This window comes from Acinetobacter stercoris (assembly GCF_900323515.1).
In the GTDB taxonomy this organism is placed as follows: domain Bacteria; phylum Pseudomonadota; class Gammaproteobacteria; order Pseudomonadales; family Moraxellaceae; genus Acinetobacter; species Acinetobacter stercoris.
Genome location: NZ_OOGT01000062.1, coordinates 1 through 18537 on the forward strand (window position 1 = coordinate 1; position 18537 = coordinate 18537).

Consider the following 18537-nt stretch of genomic DNA (forward strand, 5'->3'; position numbering starts at 1 on the left):
ATGAAACATTATGTAATGTAAAGATTTGTACATTCCGCAACAAAACCTTCGAATAAACACCTTATAAAAAATACAGCTTCTGTTTTCTATTTTATGTTTGAATCTGCGTCTTAGTGAATCACTATAAAAAAAGCTTGGAATATTTTATCCAAATGGAAAAAGGATAGTTTTATGGATTTTCTAAACCCCACCGTGGTGACATTTATTTTTTATATAATTGCCATGGTTTGTATTGGATTATATGCATATAAATCCACATCGGATTTTTCAGATTATATTTTGGGTGGACGAAGCTTAGGTAGCTTCGTAACTGCATTATCCGCTGGCGCCTCGGACATGAGTGGATGGTTACTCATGGGGTTGCCTGGCGCAATATATTTATCAGGCTTATCAGAAGCATGGATCGCTATTGGTCTGATTATTGGTGCATGGTTAAACTGGTTGCTGGTCGCTGGACGATTACGCGTTCACACTGAAGTTCAAAACAATGCACTCACCCTGCCTGATTATTTTACCAGTCGATTTGGTGATCGTAAAAAAGTACTTCGCATCATCTCAGCATTAGTTATTCTGGTTTTCTTTGCAATCTACTGTGCTTCCGGAATGGTTGCTGGTGCAAGATTGTTTGAAAGCATTTTTGGTATGTCTTACACCACTGCACTTTGGGTAAGTGCAATTGCAACAATCAGTTATGTATGTATCGGTGGATTCTTGGCAATTAGCTGGACTGACACTTTCCAGGCGGGTCTGATGATTTTTGCATTATTACTTACACCCATCATGACCTATCTTGCTTTAGGTGACACACATCAATTTGTGTCATTACTTGATACTGCCCGCCCACATGCAACGAATATGCTTTCAGGTTTAAGCATTGTCGCCATTATATCCTCATTAGCATGGGGCTTAGGATATTTTGGTCAACCTCACATTTTAGTTAGATTTATGGCTGCTGATTCTGTGCGCTCTATTCCTCAAGCACGTAAAATCGGTATGAGCTGGATGATCTTATGTCTTGGTGGCGCTGTTGGTGTAGGTTTTATTTCAATTGCATATTTTCAGGCACATCCTGAACTGGCAAGTGCAGTTATACAAAACCCAGAAACAGTATTCATGGAATTAACAAAAATTCTGTTTAATCCATGGGTTGCCGGCGTTGTTCTTGCAGCAATTCTTGCAGCAGTCATGAGTACACTAAGCTGCCAACTATTGGTCTGCTCAAGTACTTTAACTGAAGATCTCTATAAAGGATTCTTGCGTAAAAATGCTTCACAGAACGAACTGGTCTGGGTTGGACGTTTGATGGTTCTTGCGATCTCAGTATTAGCGATTTGGTTAGCCATTAATCCAAATAGTAAAGTCTTAGGTTTGGTTGCCTATGCCTGGGCTGGTTTTGGGGCAGCATTTGGGCCATTAATTATTCTTTCATTATTCTGGAAACGCATGACACTTAAAGGTGCCATCATCGGAATCATATTAGGTGCATCCACTGTAATTATCTGGAAGAATTATTTCGCTGCAAGTACAGGTTTATATGAAATTGTACCCGGATTTATCCTTTCATTTATCAGTATCGTAGTTGTCAGTTTGATGGACAAAGAGCCAGATCAGGATGTAATCGAGCGCTTTGAAGTAGCAGATCGACTCTACAAAGATGAAATGCAAGCGATGAAAACCCGACCTACCAACTCAGCTCCAGAACTAAATTAAAACTTATAACTTTTATCTCCCAGCCCTATCTTTGCCTAAAGCTAGGGCTTTTTATATTTAGAGCCTATTGATATTTCAAAGCAGTTGCGACGATGAGTATTTTTGATATTAGGCGTTGCTTGAGAAATTTAGTGATCTAAATGATGAGAAACACTGTTTCGGAACCAACAACGACATAACGACAAAAAATACTCTCATCCTGCTACGCCTTGCGCTTCATTCAAAACAGTGCTTTGAACTGTCCCAGAGTCACAGATTATTTATTTTTAGATTTTACCTTAAAATTCAGATTAACCTGGGAGCTATCTTTAATCACCTCCATCACCGGATAACTCCGGGTTTCTTTTACACTCGGAAGTCGCCATAATATCTGTCCCGAAATACGCCTAAACTCTTCCATATTGGCACAGCGTATTTTTACCAGAAAATCAAAACCTCCACTGATCATATGACAGGCACTAATTTCAGGATAATCCAGTACTGCTTCTGAAAATTCATCTAGGGCATTGGGTGTGGTTTTGTCTAATAAAACTTCTACAAATACCACAAAACTTGAATTTAAAAGATTTGGATCAAGTTTGGCTTCATACCCCATAATGAAACCCTCACTCGTCAATTTTTGTACTCTTGCCAAAGCAGCAGTTGCAGATAAGTTTACTGCTTCTGCCAATTTTATGTTCGAAATTCGTCCATCATTTTGTAGTATTTCTAAAATACGAATATCTGTGCGATCAAGTGTTAAAAATGGGCCAGTCATACGAATTAATCTCTAAAAGATGCCAAAATTATAGTGAGTTATTCTGCATTTATTTTGTAATCATAAATTAAATACTATTTCTGATACAAGATAAATTTTAGTCACAGGATGTTGGCATGAACATGATGGATAATTCTCTACAATCCGATCTTCCTCCCCCTAGCTTTGAATACATTACTGAGTTCAAAGAAAAAAATGATTTTGAGATAGAAATCAATACTGCATGGCGTCGCCCAGAGCCAGAATGTGTGGAAAGACTTCTTGCACATGTAGATATTCCAGATGAAATCAATCACAAAATACATGATCTGGCTTTTAATCTTGCCCATAGTTTAAGAGAACAAAAAGGTTCTTCAGGTAAAGCTGGAATAGTTCAAGGTCTGCTTCAGGAGTTTTCACTCTCCTCACAAGAAGGTATCGCACTCATGTGCCTGGCTGAAGCACTTCTTCGCATCCCAGATACTGCTACACGTGATTTATTGATTCGAGACAAAATCAACCAAGGCAATTGGAAAGAACATTTAGGGCAAAGTAACCTGATGTTTGTCAATGCAGCAGCATGGGGGCTGATGCTGACTGGCAAACTTATGGAAACACCAAAACAAAATAGTCTTTCAGGTATGCTCACTTCCCTGTTGGCACGAAGTGGTCGTGGCATAATTCGTAAAGCTGTTGATGTCGCAATGCGTATGATGGGTGAACAGTTCGTTACTGGTGAAACCATCGAAGAAGCATTAAATCATGCCAAGGTACTTGAAGATAAAGGCTTCCGTTATTCTTATGACATGTTGGGTGAAGCAGCGCTCACTGAACATGATGCAGACCGTTATTTTGAAGATTACACTCAAGCTATACATGCGATTGGTAAGGCATCACAAGATAAAGATGTATATGATGGTCCAGGCATTTCAATTAAATTATCAGCCCTGCATCCCCGATATGTACGGGCACAGACGGCTCTTGTTCATGAAGAGTTATATCCTAAAATTTTAAATCTTGCGATATTGGCTAAAAATTATAATATCGGGCTAAATATCGATGCAGAAGAATCTGAACGCTTAGAACTATCATTAGAGTTACTTGAAAGACTTTGCTTTGAGCCTGAACTGGATAACTGGAAAGGTATTGGTTTTGTTATTCAGGCATATCAAAAACGATGTTTCTACGTTGTTGATTATGTTGTTGATTTAGCTAAACGTAGTCAAAAACGTCTAATGATCCGTTTAGTAAAAGGTGCATACTGGGACAGCGAAATTAAAAAAGCGCAAATTGACGGTATGACTGACTATCCTGTATTTACCCGTAAAGTACATACTGATTTGTCTTATATTGCTTGTGCGAAAAAATTACTAGCCGCGCCTGATCAAATTTACCCTCAATTTGCAACTCACAATGCACAGACCCTTGCAACGATTTATCAGCTTGCAAATCCTGAAAAATACTATGCTGGTCAATATGAGTTTCAGTGCCTACATGGTATGGGTGAACCACTCTATCAACAAGTTGTCGGTCATAAATCGGAAAATAAATTAGGTATTCCATGCCGTATTTATGCACCAGTAGGTAACCATGAAACATTGCTTGCCTATCTGGTTCGCCGTTTACTTGAAAATGGTGCAAATACCTCTTTTGTAAACCGTATTGCAGATAAAACATTAGATATCGAAGATTTAATTGAAAATCCTGTCCAGGAAATTCTGGAAACCTCACAAAAGGAAGGTACAGTCGGTGAAAAACACCCATCTATTCCCCTTCCTATAGATTTATATCAGGTTGTCCGCGAGAACTCACAAGGTTTAGATCTTGCAAATGATCGTGTTTTAAGTGAACTTAATCAGCATGTTCAAGGCTTAAGTGAAAATATCTGGCATAGCCAACCACTACTTAACAATTTTGATGATACTTCCCTCAATGAAACAGCAGCCCAAGCTATTCATAATCCATCAAATTTGAGTGATATTGTGGGTTATGTCTATGAAGCAGAACCTAAACATATTGATTTGGCACTCAACAATGCACAAGAGGCATTTGAAAGCTGGAACAATACAGACAAATCAATACGTGCCGGGATTTTATTAAAAGCAGCAAATATCATGGAATCTCGCATGCTTAACCTGATGGTTCTGCTTTGTCGTGAAAGTGGTAAAACTTATAGCAATGCTATTGCTGAAGTTCGGGAAGCAGTTGATTTCCTGAAATATTATTCAGCTCAACTCCAAGCTATACCAACCAGTCAAACCTTACAGGCTTTAGGTACTGTTCTTTGTATTAGCCCGTGGAATTTTCCACTTGCGATTTTCACAGGTCAAATTTCTGCTGCTTTACTGGCTGGAAATACTGTTATCGCCAAACCAGCTGAACAAACCCCTCTGATTGCAGCAGAAGCAGTTAACATTTTATGGAAAGCAGGTATTCCCAAATCAGTGTTGCAACTGTTGCCTGGTCGTGGTGAAACAGTGGGTGCGGCACTTAGTCAAGATGAGCGAGTACAAGCTGTCATGTTCACGGGCTCTACAGCTGTTGCAAAAATTTTGCAAAAAACACTAGCTGAACGTATCGGGGCTCATGGTAATACTATTCCTCTGATTGCCGAAACTGGTGGTCAAAATGCAATGATCGTAGACTCTTCTGCTCTTACCGAACAAGCTGTACTTGATATTGTCAGCTCTGCTTTCGATAGTGCGGGACAACGTTGTTCAGCATTACGACTTTTATGTGTGCAAGAAGATAATGCTGCAACGCTGATCAAAATGCTCAAAGGTGCTATGCAACAACTGATTGTTGGCAACCCTCTATATTTAAAAACTGATATAGGTCCGGTGATCGACGATGAAGCTAAAGCGAATATTGATCAGCACATTACCATGATGCAAAGCAAAGGATATACAGTATCTCAGCTTTCACGTAATGAGACAGATCCACAGGTCAAGTATGGTACTTTTGTTGCTCCAACATTAATTGAATTACCGAACCTGAATGACCTGCAAAAAGAAATTTTTGGTCCAGTGCTACATGTCATTACTTATAAATATGGCGAACTAGACACTTTACTCACTCAAATCAATGCGAAAGGCTATGGTTTGACTATGGGGTTACACACTCGTATCGATGAAACCATCCAATATGTCACTGAGCATGCTGAGGTGGGTAACTTATATATTAATCGTAATATAGTCGGTGCTGTTGTAGGTGTTCAACCTTTCGGTGGTGAAGGATTATCAGGTACAGGTCCTAAAGCGGGTGGTCCTTTATACTTGCACAAATTGATGCACGGTACAAAGTCAATTGAACTCCAGCCTTTCGGAACCTTGCAAAAACTGGCAGATATAAACCCTAAAAATGAATTGCTAGAAAAATTTGAAGGTTGGGCTAAAAAGTACTTCCCACAGGTTAAATTCGAAACATACCAAAATAATCCTGTAGGTTTATACCAGCTTCCAACACCTACAGGTGAAACCAATCATTATGCAGTGCTTGCCAGAGCAACAACATTATGTATTGCTGTCCACGATGTTGAATATCTAAAGCAATTACATGCAGTTTACAGTGTTCAAAGTACACCGGCAGTTTTAGCAGAAAATCAATTTATCCTGAAATATCTGGACAGTATGCCTGAAGACCTGAAACAAAGTTTTAAAGTTGTCCCTAATGTGCACGATGGGAAATTTGATGTCGTTCTTCATCATGGTGATACTTTATCTTTACAAGCATTGCAAAAAACCATAGCTGAACGTGATGGTGCAATTATTGGAATTTATCATCTCCAAGATGAAAATGAAGATATTTCACTGGAGCGTTTGGTTTTTGAACGTGCGATCAGTACCAATACAGCGGCGGCTGGAGGAAATGCAAGTTTAATGACATTAGCTGACATTTAAAAAATTAAGCAAATCGCTTCAGCGTTTTCCAAGCCATTCTCCCAAATGGCTTGGAATTTTTTTATTTTCAAATATAATGTCTAAAACAAAGTAATTAAAACGTTAAATAATGATCGAATATCTTGTCCCCTTTTTCATCGCTATTGTGATATTAACCCTTACACCAGGCCTGGATACAGCCTTGATCATCCGTACAGCTACTATTGAAAATAAACAACGTGCCTTACAAGCTGCCTTAGGAATCAATCTGGGTTGTATTATATGGGGGATGCTCGTTGCGTTTGGTATCGCCACGATCTTGCAGCAGTCCATAACTGCATTCACAATACTCAAATTTTGTGGTGCAGCATATCTCGCATGGATTGGTTTAAAGCTGATTCTTCATCCTCAACACAAGTTTGAAATAAAAACTGATACTAATTTTAATCAAAACCACGTGCCTAACTGGTTTATTCGAGGATTATTTGGCAATCTGCTTAATCCTAAAATTGGGGTATTTTATATTTCCTTTTTGCCTCAGTTTGTTCCTACTCATACTCAACATCCGAGTCTTTGGATCATGTTTCTGGTCTTTTTCCATGTCATCATTGGATTTCTTTGGTGTAATATTTTGATTTTTTCCTCGACTAAACTCAGTCATATTTTTAAAAATCAAAACGTTGTGAAAAATATGGACAGAATCACTGGCATTGTATTTTTAGGTTTTGCATTTAAATTGCTACTCAGTAAACGGTAAAATATAAAACCACATAACAGCCTGAAAGTTTATCAAGCCAAGACCATGTTTTTTTGCTACCATTGCTTTTTGCACTATGTTTGTGATTTTTCTGTTTTATGACTGCCTCTTACCAGCAACAGCTACAAGCTAAAATTGACCGAATTACTGAACAGTTTTCAGTGTTTAACCCTCCTGCACTTGAGGTTTTTCAATCGCCAGAACAACATTATCGTATGCGTGCAGAGTTCCGTATCTGGCATACTGAAAATGATATATTTTATGCAATGTTTGAGCGCAGCGAAGATAATCAGCAAAAAAAAGTTATTCGTATTGATGACTTCCCTATTGCTGATCAAAATATTAATCAACTCATGCCAGTACTATTAAATGAGTTAAAAGCAGATGATGTTCTATCTGCTCGCCTATTTGAAGTACATTTTTTAACAACCCTGCATGGTGAAACACTGGTTTCTTTGATTTACCATCGAAAATTAGAAGAAAACTGGGAAATTAAAGCAAAAGCACTTGCTGAAAAATTAAATATCAAATTGATTGGTCGCAGTCGTGGGCAAAAATTTGTTTTAAGTGATGAATATGTTGTAGAAGAATTACAGGTATTTGAGCGTAAATTTAGATACAAACAGATTGAAAGCAGTTTTACCCAACCCAATGCTCAAGTCTGCCAGAAAATGCTTGAATGGGCATGTTCTGCTGCTGGCTCTTCAAAAAAAGACCTATTAGAACTGTATTGTGGTAATGGTAATTTTACCTTGCCTTTATCGCTTAAATTTAATCGGGTTTTAGCAACAGAACTTGCAAAGTCATCTGTTTATGCAGCACAGTGGAATATTGAACAAAACCATATCGATAATATTCAGGTTGCCCGCCTCTCTGCTGAAGAATTTACTGAAGCTTATACAGGAAAACGCGAATTTCGCAGACTGATGGAAGCCAATATTGATATAAAAAGCTATGACTTTGACACGGTATTTGTCGACCCTCCACGTGCAGGTATTGATGATGAAACATTAAAGCTGCTTCAGAATTTCGATCGTATTTTATACATTTCATGTAATCCTGATACGCTCTATGACAATTTAAACACCTTATCTAAAACTCATAAAATACTAAAATTCGCTATGTTTGATCAATTTCCATATACTCATCATGTCGAATCTGGTGTTTTACTTGAAAAGATTTAAACAATTTATTTCAATTGTTCAAATGCTGTCCACCAGACAGCATTTTTTATTTCTTTGATATCCATATATAAATCATATGCTTAAAAATACCATCTTTTCTCATATTGTAATAATTTATTCATAATTGTGTGCTATATAAAATTAAATCATGATTAAACCCGTCATTTCAAAATAGCAAGACTTGAATTTTATTTTTATTTGGCTATATTTCGAACTATGTTTGGTTGCAAATGAAGGCTCTATGAGTTTTTGGCAAAAGCTGTTTTTAGCAAATCAACAGCATAACGAGCATAAAAATCAAATTGCTTGTGTTGAAAATGATTGCTCTTGTAAGTCCAATGATCAACTTGTTTCTGCATTGCTTAAAGCAACAGATGAAGATGTGATTGCTGGGATTAAAAAAGTGTTAATGTCGAGAGGCTATAGCAAAAAAGAGTTAAGTGAACTTCAACATCCACCTATTCAATAGTCAGGATGACGAGAAAAAGGCATTTGAATATTCAGATGCCTTTTTTAATGTCTATATATAAAGTTTCCTGTAACTGTATTAATAGATATTTTTCATAGCATTTTCATTTTCTAAAGTTTGCAAAAAATGCTCTGTAAAGCGCAACAAAACTTTTAAATTACGACTCCAGGTTGCTGGCTGATTCGCAATTAGATAAGTTTTGGAATATGAAAGATCAGGTGATAATTCATTAAATTGTAATTGGTCTTTATAGTGTGAACCCATGACATAGGTTTCAGGCAGGATCGCAGCTCCCATCCCTAGTGCAACACAGTTCATAATTCCATCTAAACTTCCCATCTCAATCACCTGACTCGCAGGCAGCTGATAACCCTGTAAGAAAACCTCAATAACACGTCGATAAGAGCAACCATGTTTAAATGCAATAAAACGGATATTTTCAAGAAAACTGGCATCCATTTGTAAATTCATTTTTTTAGCACTGACCAAAAGCATTTTTTCTGTCCACATGTGTAAGTTAAACATATTTGGAATAGGTTCAGTGTTACCAATAAAAGCACAATCAAGTTGATTACTTTGCACTAAATCAATTAGCCCACGCGTAGACCCTGTATGTAGATCAAGCGGTAAATCAGGATATTTCTGCAAAATTGCATGAAATAATGCAGGTAATCGTACTGCTGCTGCTGTTTCCATACTCCCTATTTTCAGAGGAAAATCCTTACTCAACTCTTCATGTAAAAAGTGTTCTTTTGCCTGTCGGTGCAATTGTAATATTTGTTGTGCGTAATGAGCCAGATCCTGCCCAGCACTTGTCGCTTGTATTGGACTTTGCCTAGAAAGCAATTCACAACCTAGTTCTGATTCCAGCTTTTTTATGTGACTGGTAATATTGGACTGAACTGTATGTAAATATTGTGCTGCATGAGAAAAACTACCATGCTCTAAAACACTCATAAAAATTTCTAATGATTTTAATTGCATCACAATCATCTCATTTACAGATACAAAGTATCACTTTAAATCATTTTACATGATACATCGTTTGACTTTTAATAAAACAAAAGAATTCACTGGAAAATAAACAATGGGGCAATTTTATCGCCTATGTATTATTGCATTGTTGGCAACATGTTTGGGGGTAGGAATTTTTCGCTTTTCCTATACAGCTCTTATGCCAATGACTATAGATCAACATTGGTGGTCAGCAAGTTTTGCCAGTTATCTTTCCAGTGCAAATCTGTTGGGTTATTTACTTGGTGCTGTTATTGCATTTACAGTGATAAAACCCAAGATCATTCCTCAATCCATTCTGTTCAGTGCTTTGCTTGGTAGCATTAGTCTTGTTCTCTGCGGTTTGGAAAGCCTCCCCCATCTCTGGTACATTTTTTGGCGGGTTATTTCAGGTGTTACAGGAGGTGTACTGATGGTACTCGCACCAAGTTATGCGTTAAGCCATACTCCTGCCGAACAAAGACATAAACTCAGTCTTATTGCATTTAGTGGTATAGGAATCGGTGTTTTACTTGCAACAACAATCCTACCTAAAATCGCAAGCTTAAACGTCGCATGGGCATGGTATATTTTAGGAATATTTTCTTTAATCGCTTCACTCGTTATTTACATTCTTCTTAAACAAACCCATTCTACTACTGTAAATGCAGTGGTTATCCCTACTGCGAGCTTTACCAAACTCACATCTCAACAAATAATCTTGAGTAGCATGGTAATCATTGCCTATCTATGTTGTGCAATTGCTTATATTCCGCATTCATTGTTCTGGGTAGAGTTTATTATTCATCAATTACACTTCCCTGTCGCTGTTGCCAACTTTCAATGGATGTTGTATGGATTGGGGGCAGTTTTTGGCGCGCTTGCCGCGTTCTGCTGTGTACATCGTTGGGGAATATGGGGTGCGATGATACGTCTTTATGTATTATATGTGATAGGCATTTTTATTCCTTCAATCTTTACTACGCCTCTATTTTTAAGTATTTCTTCATTGATCACAGGATTACTCAATCCAGCAGTTGTTTCGCTTAGCTCAACTGCACTTTTATATCTGGTTTCTCCTGCAAGGCATCGTTTTTTCTGGGGAATCAATACCACAGCATTTGCTATTGCACAATTGGTCGGTGGATTATTAATGAGCTACTTGCTCAATCTTGGATTTCATTATCAGGAACTATTTTTTATGGGAGGATGTATCATGTTATTTGCACTATGCTTAACCGTTCTTTTATATCTATCCATGAATAAAAATCAAGGTTTAAGTAATTGAATTATTTTTGTGCCTTGTCAAACATTACCAGTTTAAAAACATATCTATCTCGAGCTACTACATTTTCCAATTTATAATTTTACCTTAATTAATATCTTAGTTAGGTATTTATTGGTTTGTTATGAAAATACAATTTTTTCAATCCCGATAAGCATTAGCCTGTTACTTACAGCATGCAATAAAATTTCCCCTCAGAATGTAAACAAACCTGGAAAAATATAGAAAGAATTTCCAAAAATGCCGCTATAACTGAAGAGGTAATCCAAAATCAGAAAAAAGCTTTTGAAAAACAAATCTCAAAAATGCCAAAAGATCAGGCTGAGTAAAATTGTAAAACATAAAATCAGTTGCTTGATCATCAACAACAAATTTAAGCCATCATTTTCTTCAACCGATAATCCAGAGTCGCACGGCTAATACCTAAGATTCGTGCAGCTTCAGAAATGTTTTGCTGACTTTTATCCATCGCAGTGCGAATAATTTGTTGTTCGTATTGATCCAGGGAAAAATCTTGTGTAAATAAATGATCCAGATGGCTAGCATCATGCACAACATTCGTTTTGATCGTGTCATGTTGATCAAACATTTGTGGAAATAAACTACTGAGCTTTATTTCTTGTTGATGATCAGTCAATAGTGTTGCCCTTTCCAATAAATTTTCCAGTTCCCGAATATTTCCAGGCCATTCGTATTTCATCACAAAACTTTTAGCTTTATCACTCAAACCTTTCAATGTTTTGTCATACATATTTTCAAAGCGTGTTAAAAAGTGGTTTACCAGTAACGGAATATCTTCACGGCGTTCACGAAGTGGCGGAATAATCACAGGGAAAATATTGAGTCGGTAATATAAATCGGCCCGAAAGCGACCATCTTTCACAGCTTGCTCCAGATCTTCATTGGTCGCGGCAACAATACGAACATCAACCTTTCTGGTCTGGCTATCACCAACTCGTTCAAACTCTCCCTCCTGCAACATTCGCAATAAAGCAGCCTGAGCACGTGGTGAAAGCTCTATGACTTCATCTAAAAAAATCGTACCTGTATGCGCCCGTTCAAATTTCCCCATACGAGTTTGAATTGCACCAGTAAATGCACCTTTTTCCACACCAAACAGCTCTGCTTCAATCAAATCAGGTGGTATACATGCACAATTTACTGCAACAAATGGTTTGTCACTGCGCTGGCTGGTTTGATGAATCCCTCTGGCAAAAGCTTCTTTACCTACACCTGTTTCACCTTGCAATAAAACCGCAACCTTGCTACCCGCTGCTTTTTTCAATAAATCACATACCTTACGATAAGCAGCAGATTCACCAACCGCATTAAACATGGTGTAATCACGCTCTGCATCAGTATAGATATTCTTTTTCAATTGGTTCAGTTCTGCCTGCAAAGCAATAATTTCATCGGACACTGGATCAGGTGACATAAAACGGATAAGTTCATCTGCATTTTCCCACTCACTAAGTGGTTTCCCAATAATCCGGCAACATTCATCACCTTTGGCAACACATTGAATCTCTTGATAAATAATGGTTTGTCCCATGACATAGCTACTGTAGCCACATGCATAACCCAAGAGCATCCAACAAGATGGCTCATCTGATGCCCCAAATTCACTTAAATGTACTTCTGCTTCAAATGAATTCAACCAATTAAAATCAGCATAAAACTGTTTTAAATCATGACTTAAATGTAGTTCATTGACATCAACCTGTACCATTCCACGAATACCATGCATTTGCGGACCAGCCATAAATGCTTCTGCTTCATTTAGATTAGGACGCAACTTTGAAGTGACCTCTGCATCACGCATTCCTGCCTGATAACCACATCGGATAAAGAAATGTTTGGTTCTTTCTAGCCCCAACATCTGAAATAAATCTTTTCTCAAATACCCCATAATCCCTGTATGCAATAAAAGCATTCTGTTTTCATCAAACCAGATCTGGCCATGTTTGCTATCAAAAACGATTTTGTCTAGCAAATCCTGTATGTCTTTGTTCTGTTCCAATATTTGTTTATATAATTTCACATCATTGGCTTGAGGCATGATATCCATTCCTTGGCTATATGTCTGATGGCTTTGCCCTGATCTTACTCAATTCCTACTAAAATGCTTAGATCTATTTTAATCATAATTTTATACCATTAAAGTATTAATATTAATTTTCAATAACTTATAAACATATATCTTTAGTCTCAGAGGAATGAATATCTATTCTAATTTGTAAAAATTTAAGAGTAAAAAACTGTTCATCATTTAATGAAAATAAAACTTTCATATTTCATGAATTGATGAATTCAATCTTTATCAGAACAAGTAATTTATTGCTAATAAACAATAAGCATCTGAATATAAATAAAAAAATAAAGTTGGCACGAGTTTTGAAATATTCATGACAAATTACATCTGTTACGCAAGGCTGCGTCACTGAAATCAATTCAGTGTTGATATAAAAGGACTGACAGCATGACTCAAATGCCATCTGATCAACTTAAAAAGTATATCCGTATTACAGGAGATCGTAATGCGAAATTTGTAGAGTTTGACTTTGCCATTCATGATCCTACGCTCTTTGTCGAACTGGTTTTGCCTCAACAGGCATTTCAACATTTTTGTGAAATTAACCATGTCGTAGAAATGTCTGAAGAGCAACAAGCATGGAATGACGCGCAAGAAGACAAATGGCGCTATGGCATCGAACCAAACGTTCTTCACCCGAATTTACAAAATACTGATCATGATGATCAGACTTAAATCTACAAGGAGTAAACAATGACTTTGGAAATTAAAACATCAAATCTGGAACCCATTCGTCAGAGCTATGCTTATATTGAGCGCCGTTTTGGGCAAAAGCCTGCCACACGCTATCAGGAAGTCAGTTTTGATATACAGGCATCGACCAATTTTCATTATCGACCTCTCTGGAAACCAGAAAAAACCTTAAATGATAAAAGTCATACTCAATTGCAAATGCAAGACTGGTATGCATTTAAAGACCCTCGTCAGTTTTACTACGGGGCATATGTACAACACCGTGCAAGATTACAGGATACGGCTGAAAGTAATTTTGCCTTTTTCGAAAAACGTAACCTGATCGAAAACTTAACTGATGAAGTAAAGCAAAAAATTATCCAGAGCCTTTTACCATTTCGTTATGTAGAACAGACTGCAAATCTGCACATGATGTCTGGAAGTGCTTATGGTTATGGCACTGTCATTACACAAGCATGTATTTTTGCAGCAATGGATCGTCTGGGTATGGCGCAATACATTTCCAGAATTGGGCTAATACTTGATGGAAATACTGGAGAATCACTGCAACAGGCGAAACAGGTCTGGATGAATGATTCAGCATGGCAACCCCTGCGCAAACTATGTGAAGAAAGTTTGACTGAACAAGACTGGTTCAAGCTATATATCCTTCAAAATTTACTGATTGATAGCCTGCTACAACAACTTGTTTATGGTCAGTTAGACGGCTGGCTGGTTGAACATGGAGGGCGTGATGTCGCCATACTCACTGAATTTATGAAAGATTGTCTAACTGACTTACGTAAATGGTCAGACAGCGTACTTAAAACTGCAATTACAGAATCTCAAGAAAATAAAATACTGATTCAGAACTGGATCGATGAGTTACTACCACAAGTAAAACATGCTTTTAGTGTCTGGTCTGCATCAGCACTAGATGAATCATCTATAGACAATGCACTTGCTGTGATTACTGAACGTAGTAAAAAAGCAGGTTTAACATCAGACTCCCAGTCAGCAGCATAAGGAATTGCCAATATGACATCTAAGGTTTATTTAGCATTACAAGATAATGACACTTCACGTTACATCATTGAGGCAATTGAACAAGATAACCCGGAGGCAACAATTCAATACCTCCCTGCCATGATTCGTGTTGAAAGTGAAAATGCCTTGATCATACGTGCTGAAACTGTATCAGAAAAACTGGGGCAGGATTGGGACATTCAGGAGTTGCAGCTCAACATGATCACATTAGGTGGAAACGTGGATGAAGATGATGACACTTTCACCTTGAAATGGAATTAATAAGTTAAAAAATTAAAGGATTTATAATATGAATAGCCAAGCAAAAACACCAAATAAAAAACTCAATGCCAAAGATCGCTACCGTATGCTGACTCGTGATCTGGATTGGGAATTTTCATACGCTGACCGCAAGGAAGCATTTCCATACGAAGAGTTTGAAGGTATCAAGATTACAGATTGGTCAAAATGGGAAGATCCGTTTCGTCTGACTATGGATGCATACTGGAAATATCAGGCAGAAAAAGAGAAAAAACTGTATGCCATCTTTGATGCATTTGCTCAAAACAATGGGCAAATGAACGTCTCAAATGAGCGTTACATCAACGCGATCAAACTGTTCTTAACCGCTGTCACACCACTAGAGTACCAAGCATATCAAGGTTATGCGCATGTTGGACGTCAGTTTGGTGGTATTGGAGCACGGATCGCATCACAAATGCAATCCATTGATGAACTGCGTCATGTGCAAACCCAGATTCACGCCATGAGCCACTACAACAAGTTCTTTGACGGCTTCCAAGACTGGGCGCATATGCATGACCGGGTCTGGTATTTATCTGTACCAAAATCTTTTTTTGAAGATGCACGCTCAGCAGGACCTTTCGAATTTTTACTTGCAATCAGCTTTGCTTTTGAATACGTCCTTACTAACTTATTGTTTGTTCCTTTCATGTCGGGAGCAGCCTATAACGGTGATATGGCAACTGTTACTTTTGGTTTTAGTGCACAGTCAGACGAAGCTCGCCATATGACTCTGGGACTGGAAATCGTCAAATTCCTGCTTGAACAGCATGAAGACAACGTACCCATCGTTCAGGAATGGATTGATAAATGGTTCTGGCGTGGTACTCGCCTGCTCTCTATTGTCGGAATGATGATGGACTATATGCTTCCAAATAAAGTCATGTCATGGAAAGAAGCATGGGAAACCTATTTTGAGGAAGCTGGTGGCGCACTATTTAAAGATCTCAGTCGCTATGGCATTCGTATGCCTAAATATAGTGATGTCATCTTGAAAGAAAAAGAACATGTATCGCATCAGGCATGGTGGATTTTCTATAACTTTGGTCATGCTGCTGGTTTCCATACATGGATTCCAACAGATGAAGAAATGGATTGGTTATCTGAAAAATATCCAGATACATTCGATAAATACTATCGTCCACGCTGGGAACTTGCACGAAAACTCGAATCAGAAGGCAAGCGTTTCTATAGTGCAGGTTTGCCACAACTCTGCCAGGTTTGCCAGATTCCTATGACCTTTACCGAAATGGATGGTGACCAGACCATGTTTAGTTACCGTGATTCGGTTTATAAAGGTGAACGTTATCATACCTGTTCCGATGGCTGTCATGACATTTTTGAACGTGAACCTGAAAAGTACATACAGGCATGGTTACCTGTACACCAAATCCTACAAGGTAACTGTGGTGGACCTGATTTAGAAAGTATTTTACGTGATTATTATAATTTTAATGTAGGTGCAGACAATCTGGATATTGAAGGTTCACCAGATCAGCAGCGCTGGAAAAAATGGAAAGGTAACGCAGCTTAAAAATAAAAAGGACAGATGACATTTTACATGACATTTACTCAAGGAATATTAGGAGTACATCCATGACTGTACGTGCAATCGTAGAAAACTATCAATTTGAACCACTGGATTTACAAGCCAGATATGGCGAAAACATGTTGTTATTTATTGGCTGGGATCATCATACACTTTTTTGTTCAGCCCATGCTTTTGTTGTGTCACCAAATCAAACTTTACAGGAACTTGTTGATGGACAAATCAAGGCTGGTTTTTCACAACATCCTGAGTTTGAAAAGATTGACTGGTCTAAAGTTCAATTCAATCTAAACCGTCAACCTCTAACTGCTGATTATACAAAAAGCCTTAAAGAATTAGGTTTTGACCATAAATCACTTCTGCGTTTTGTCACACCAGAATTGGATGGGTTTAAAAGCGCTCATGTCTAAAGGAGATCAGTGATGAGTTATCAAGTCACAATAGAGCCAATTGGTACAATCATAGAAGTTGAAGATGATCAGACCATCCTCGATGCTGCATTACGCCAAGGCGTATGGCTGCCATTTGCTTGCGGACATGGGACTTGTGGAACATGCAAGGTTCAAGTCACAGATGGATTTTATGATGTTGGTGAAGCCTCACCTTTCGCCCTAATGGACATAGAGCGTGAAGAAAACAAGGTACTTGCATGTTGCTGTAAACCAGAATCCGATATGGTTATCGAAGCTGATGTCGATGAAGATGAAGACTTTCTGGGTTATCTGGTTCAGGACTATCAGGCAAATGTCATCCAGATTGAAGACCTTTCCCCAACAATCAAGGGCATCAAACTAAAAATAGATCGTCCAATGGAATTTCAGGCTGGGCAATATATCAATATTCAGTTTCCCGAAATCGAAGGTACACGTGCATTTTCCATTGCAAATGCCCCAAGTGAACAAGGAATCATTGAATTACATATCCGTAAAGTCGAAGGTGGTGCTGCAACAACTTATGTGCATGAACAGCTAAAAATTGGTGATGCATTAAACATATCTGGTCCATATGGACAATTCTTTGTACGTAAGTCAGATTCACAAGATGTCATCTTTATTGCCGGTGGTTCTGGGCTTTCTAGCCCTCAATCAATGATTATCGACCTACTGGAAAACGGTGATACCCGGATTATTTATCTATTTCAGGGTGCTCGTGATCTATCTGAACTCTATAATCGAGAATTATTTGAAAACCTGCTTAAAGAATACCCGAACTTCAGATATGTCCCTGCATTAAATGCACCAAAACCCGAAGACCACTGGAATGGTTTTACAGGGTTCGTTCATGAAGCTGTTGCCGATTACTTTGAAAATAAATGCGGTGGTCACAAAGCGTATCTATGTGGTCCACCACCAATGATTGATGCAGCAATATCAACGCTGATGCAAAGCCGTTTATTTGAAAGAGATATTCATACTGAACGTTTTTTAAGTGCGGCAGATGGAGCATCAGGAAATTCACGCTCTGCACTGTTCAAGCATATTTAATTGTCCAGGATAATTAAATACCCAGTTTCAGATGGTTTGTTTCATGTCCGTTCCAAACCATCTGATTTCAACTAAAGTAATAAATCAAAGGATGATAATAATGAACCGTCAAGAAATCGACAAATTAGTAAAAGAAATGAATGTGGATACAGCTACTGGTACTGTCAATCCTCGTGTACAACAAATTGTAGTCCGCTTACTTGGGGATCTGTTTCAGGCAATCGAAGATCTTGACCTCTCTCCTTCTGAAGTCTGGAAAGGCCTAGAATATTTTACAGATGCTGGAAAGGCAAACGAATTAGGTTTGTTAGCAGCTGGTCTCGGTCTCGAACATTATTTAGATTTACGTGCTGATGAAGCCGATGCCAAAGCAGGTATCACGGGTGGAACACCGCGTAC

Annotated in this window: 16 protein-coding genes; 13 read left to right on the forward strand and 3 right to left on the reverse strand. The window is 38.0% G+C overall.

Annotation, left to right across the window (positions count from 1 at the left end):
• Positions 1-171: 171 nt before the first annotated feature.
• Positions 172-1710: a sodium/proline symporter PutP gene (gene putP, locus KPC_RS08470; protein WP_121973948.1), complete on the forward strand. Its 1539-nt coding sequence runs from the start codon at positions 172-174 to the stop codon at positions 1708-1710.
• Between the two features lie 256 nt (positions 1711-1966).
• On the opposite strand, the gene KPC_RS08475 is transcribed toward putP, so the two are convergent.
• A complete protein-coding gene (locus tag KPC_RS08475) occupies positions 1967-2467 on the reverse strand; it encodes an Lrp/AsnC ligand binding domain-containing protein (protein WP_121973949.1) in 501 nt (166 codons plus the stop codon).
• Positions 2468-2583: 116 nt separating this feature from the next.
• On the opposite strand from KPC_RS08475, the gene putA reads away from it, so the two are divergent.
• The 4 genes from putA (at position 2584) to KPC_RS08495 (ending at position 8734) form a co-directional block, all read left to right on the forward strand.
• A complete protein-coding gene (gene putA, locus KPC_RS08480) occupies positions 2584-6345 on the forward strand; it encodes a trifunctional transcriptional regulator/proline dehydrogenase/L-glutamate gamma-semialdehyde dehydrogenase (protein WP_121973950.1) in 3762 nt (1253 codons plus the stop codon).
• Positions 6346-6454: 109 nt separating this feature from the next.
• Entirely contained in the window at positions 6455-7081 is a 627-nt protein-coding gene (locus KPC_RS08485) for a LysE family translocator (protein ID WP_121973951.1), read from the forward strand.
• Positions 7082-7179: 98 nt separating this feature from the next.
• On the forward strand, positions 7180-8265 hold the full coding sequence (gene trmA / locus KPC_RS08490) for a tRNA (uridine(54)-C5)-methyltransferase TrmA (protein WP_121973952.1): 1086 nt from the start codon (positions 7180-7182) through the stop codon (positions 8263-8265).
• Positions 8266-8506: 241 nt separating this feature from the next.
• Positions 8507-8734, forward strand: coding sequence for a hypothetical protein (locus tag KPC_RS08495; protein WP_121973953.1), 228 nt, complete (start codon positions 8507-8509; stop codon positions 8732-8734).
• A 78-nt stretch (positions 8735-8812) separates the two neighbouring features.
• Here KPC_RS08495 and KPC_RS08500 read toward each other — a convergent pair whose 3' ends face one another.
• Positions 8813-9718: a LysR substrate-binding domain-containing protein gene (locus KPC_RS08500; protein ID WP_121973954.1), complete on the reverse strand. Its 906-nt coding sequence runs from the start codon at positions 9716-9718 to the stop codon at positions 8813-8815.
• Positions 9719-9821: 103 nt separating this feature from the next.
• Between KPC_RS08500 and KPC_RS08505 the strand changes: the two genes are divergently transcribed.
• The gene (locus KPC_RS08505) at positions 9822-11015 is read left to right on the forward strand and encodes a YbfB/YjiJ family MFS transporter (protein ID WP_121973955.1); all 1194 of its coding nucleotides are present in this window, start codon (positions 9822-9824) and stop codon (positions 11013-11015) included.
• 370 nt (positions 11016-11385) lie between these two features.
• On the opposite strand, the gene mobR is transcribed toward KPC_RS08505, so the two are convergent.
• Positions 11386-13071, reverse strand: coding sequence for a phenol degradation transcriptional regulator MobR (mobR, locus tag KPC_RS08510; protein ID WP_121973956.1), 1686 nt, complete (start codon positions 13069-13071; stop codon positions 11386-11388).
• 420 nt (positions 13072-13491) lie between these two features.
• Here mobR and KPC_RS08515 point away from each other — a divergent pair, with 420 nt between their 5' ends.
• The 7 genes from KPC_RS08515 to KPC_RS08545 form a co-directional block, all read left to right on the forward strand.
• Entirely contained in the window at positions 13492-13779 is a 288-nt protein-coding gene (locus KPC_RS08515; protein ID WP_121973957.1) for a phenol hydroxylase subunit, read from the forward strand.
• 18 nt (positions 13780-13797) lie between these two features.
• Positions 13798-14802, forward strand: a complete 1005-nt coding sequence (locus KPC_RS08520; RefSeq protein ID WP_121973958.1) for an aromatic/alkene monooxygenase hydroxylase subunit beta — start codon at positions 13798-13800, stop codon at positions 14800-14802.
• A gap of 12 nt (positions 14803-14814) precedes the next feature.
• Complete coding sequence (locus KPC_RS08525; protein WP_121973959.1) at positions 14815-15084, forward strand: MmoB/DmpM family protein; 270 nt, start codon at positions 14815-14817, stop codon at positions 15082-15084.
• Positions 15085-15112: 28 nt separating this feature from the next.
• The gene (locus tag KPC_RS08530; protein ID WP_121973960.1) at positions 15113-16639 is read left to right on the forward strand and encodes an aromatic/alkene/methane monooxygenase hydroxylase/oxygenase subunit alpha; all 1527 of its coding nucleotides are present in this window, start codon (positions 15113-15115) and stop codon (positions 16637-16639) included.
• A gap of 62 nt (positions 16640-16701) precedes the next feature.
• The gene (locus KPC_RS08535) at positions 16702-17064 is read left to right on the forward strand and encodes a phenol hydroxylase subunit P4 (RefSeq protein ID WP_121973961.1); all 363 of its coding nucleotides are present in this window, start codon (positions 16702-16704) and stop codon (positions 17062-17064) included.
• Positions 17065-17076: 12 nt separating this feature from the next.
• Positions 17077-18138, forward strand: coding sequence for an NADH:ubiquinone reductase (Na(+)-transporting) subunit F (locus tag KPC_RS08540; protein ID WP_121973962.1), 1062 nt, complete (start codon positions 17077-17079; stop codon positions 18136-18138).
• Between the two features lie 100 nt (positions 18139-18238).
• The coding region (locus tag KPC_RS08545; protein ID WP_322873889.1) for a dioxygenase at positions 18239-18537 on the forward strand (299 nt) is incomplete at its 3' end.

What these genes read in the sequence shown, in the direction of transcription:
- KPC_RS08475 (WP_121973949.1), bottom strand. Translation starts at nt 2,467, where the DNA reads ATGACTGGCCCATTTTTAACACTTGATCGCACAGATATTCGTATTTTA.
- trmA (WP_121973952.1), top strand. Translation starts at nt 7,180, where the DNA reads ATGACTGCCTCTTACCAGCAACAGCTACAAGCTAAAATTGACCGAATT.
- KPC_RS08485 (WP_121973951.1), top strand. Translation starts at nt 6,455, where the DNA reads ATGATCGAATATCTTGTCCCCTTTTTCATCGCTATTGTGATATTAACC.
- KPC_RS08505 (WP_121973955.1), top strand. Translation starts at nt 9,822, where the DNA reads ATGGGGCAATTTTATCGCCTATGTATTATTGCATTGTTGGCAACATGT.
- KPC_RS08530 (WP_121973960.1), top strand. Translation starts at nt 15,113, where the DNA reads ATGAATAGCCAAGCAAAAACACCAAATAAAAAACTCAATGCCAAAGAT.
- mobR (WP_121973956.1), bottom strand. Translation starts at nt 13,071, where the DNA reads ATGCCTCAAGCCAATGATGTGAAATTATATAAACAAATATTGGAACAG.
- KPC_RS08520 (WP_121973958.1), top strand. Translation starts at nt 13,798, where the DNA reads ATGACTTTGGAAATTAAAACATCAAATCTGGAACCCATTCGTCAGAGC.
- KPC_RS08495 (WP_121973953.1), top strand. Translation starts at nt 8,507, where the DNA reads ATGAGTTTTTGGCAAAAGCTGTTTTTAGCAAATCAACAGCATAACGAG.
- KPC_RS08515 (WP_121973957.1), top strand. Translation starts at nt 13,492, where the DNA reads ATGACTCAAATGCCATCTGATCAACTTAAAAAGTATATCCGTATTACA.
- KPC_RS08540 (WP_121973962.1), top strand. Translation starts at nt 17,077, where the DNA reads ATGAGTTATCAAGTCACAATAGAGCCAATTGGTACAATCATAGAAGTT.
- KPC_RS08500 (WP_121973954.1), bottom strand. Translation starts at nt 9,718, where the DNA reads ATGCAATTAAAATCATTAGAAATTTTTATGAGTGTTTTAGAGCATGGT.
- putP (WP_121973948.1), top strand. Translation starts at nt 172, where the DNA reads ATGGATTTTCTAAACCCCACCGTGGTGACATTTATTTTTTATATAATT.
- putA (WP_121973950.1), top strand. Translation starts at nt 2,584, where the DNA reads ATGAACATGATGGATAATTCTCTACAATCCGATCTTCCTCCCCCTAGC.
- KPC_RS08525 (WP_121973959.1), top strand. Translation starts at nt 14,815, where the DNA reads ATGACATCTAAGGTTTATTTAGCATTACAAGATAATGACACTTCACGT.
- KPC_RS08535 (WP_121973961.1), top strand. Translation starts at nt 16,702, where the DNA reads ATGACTGTACGTGCAATCGTAGAAAACTATCAATTTGAACCACTGGAT.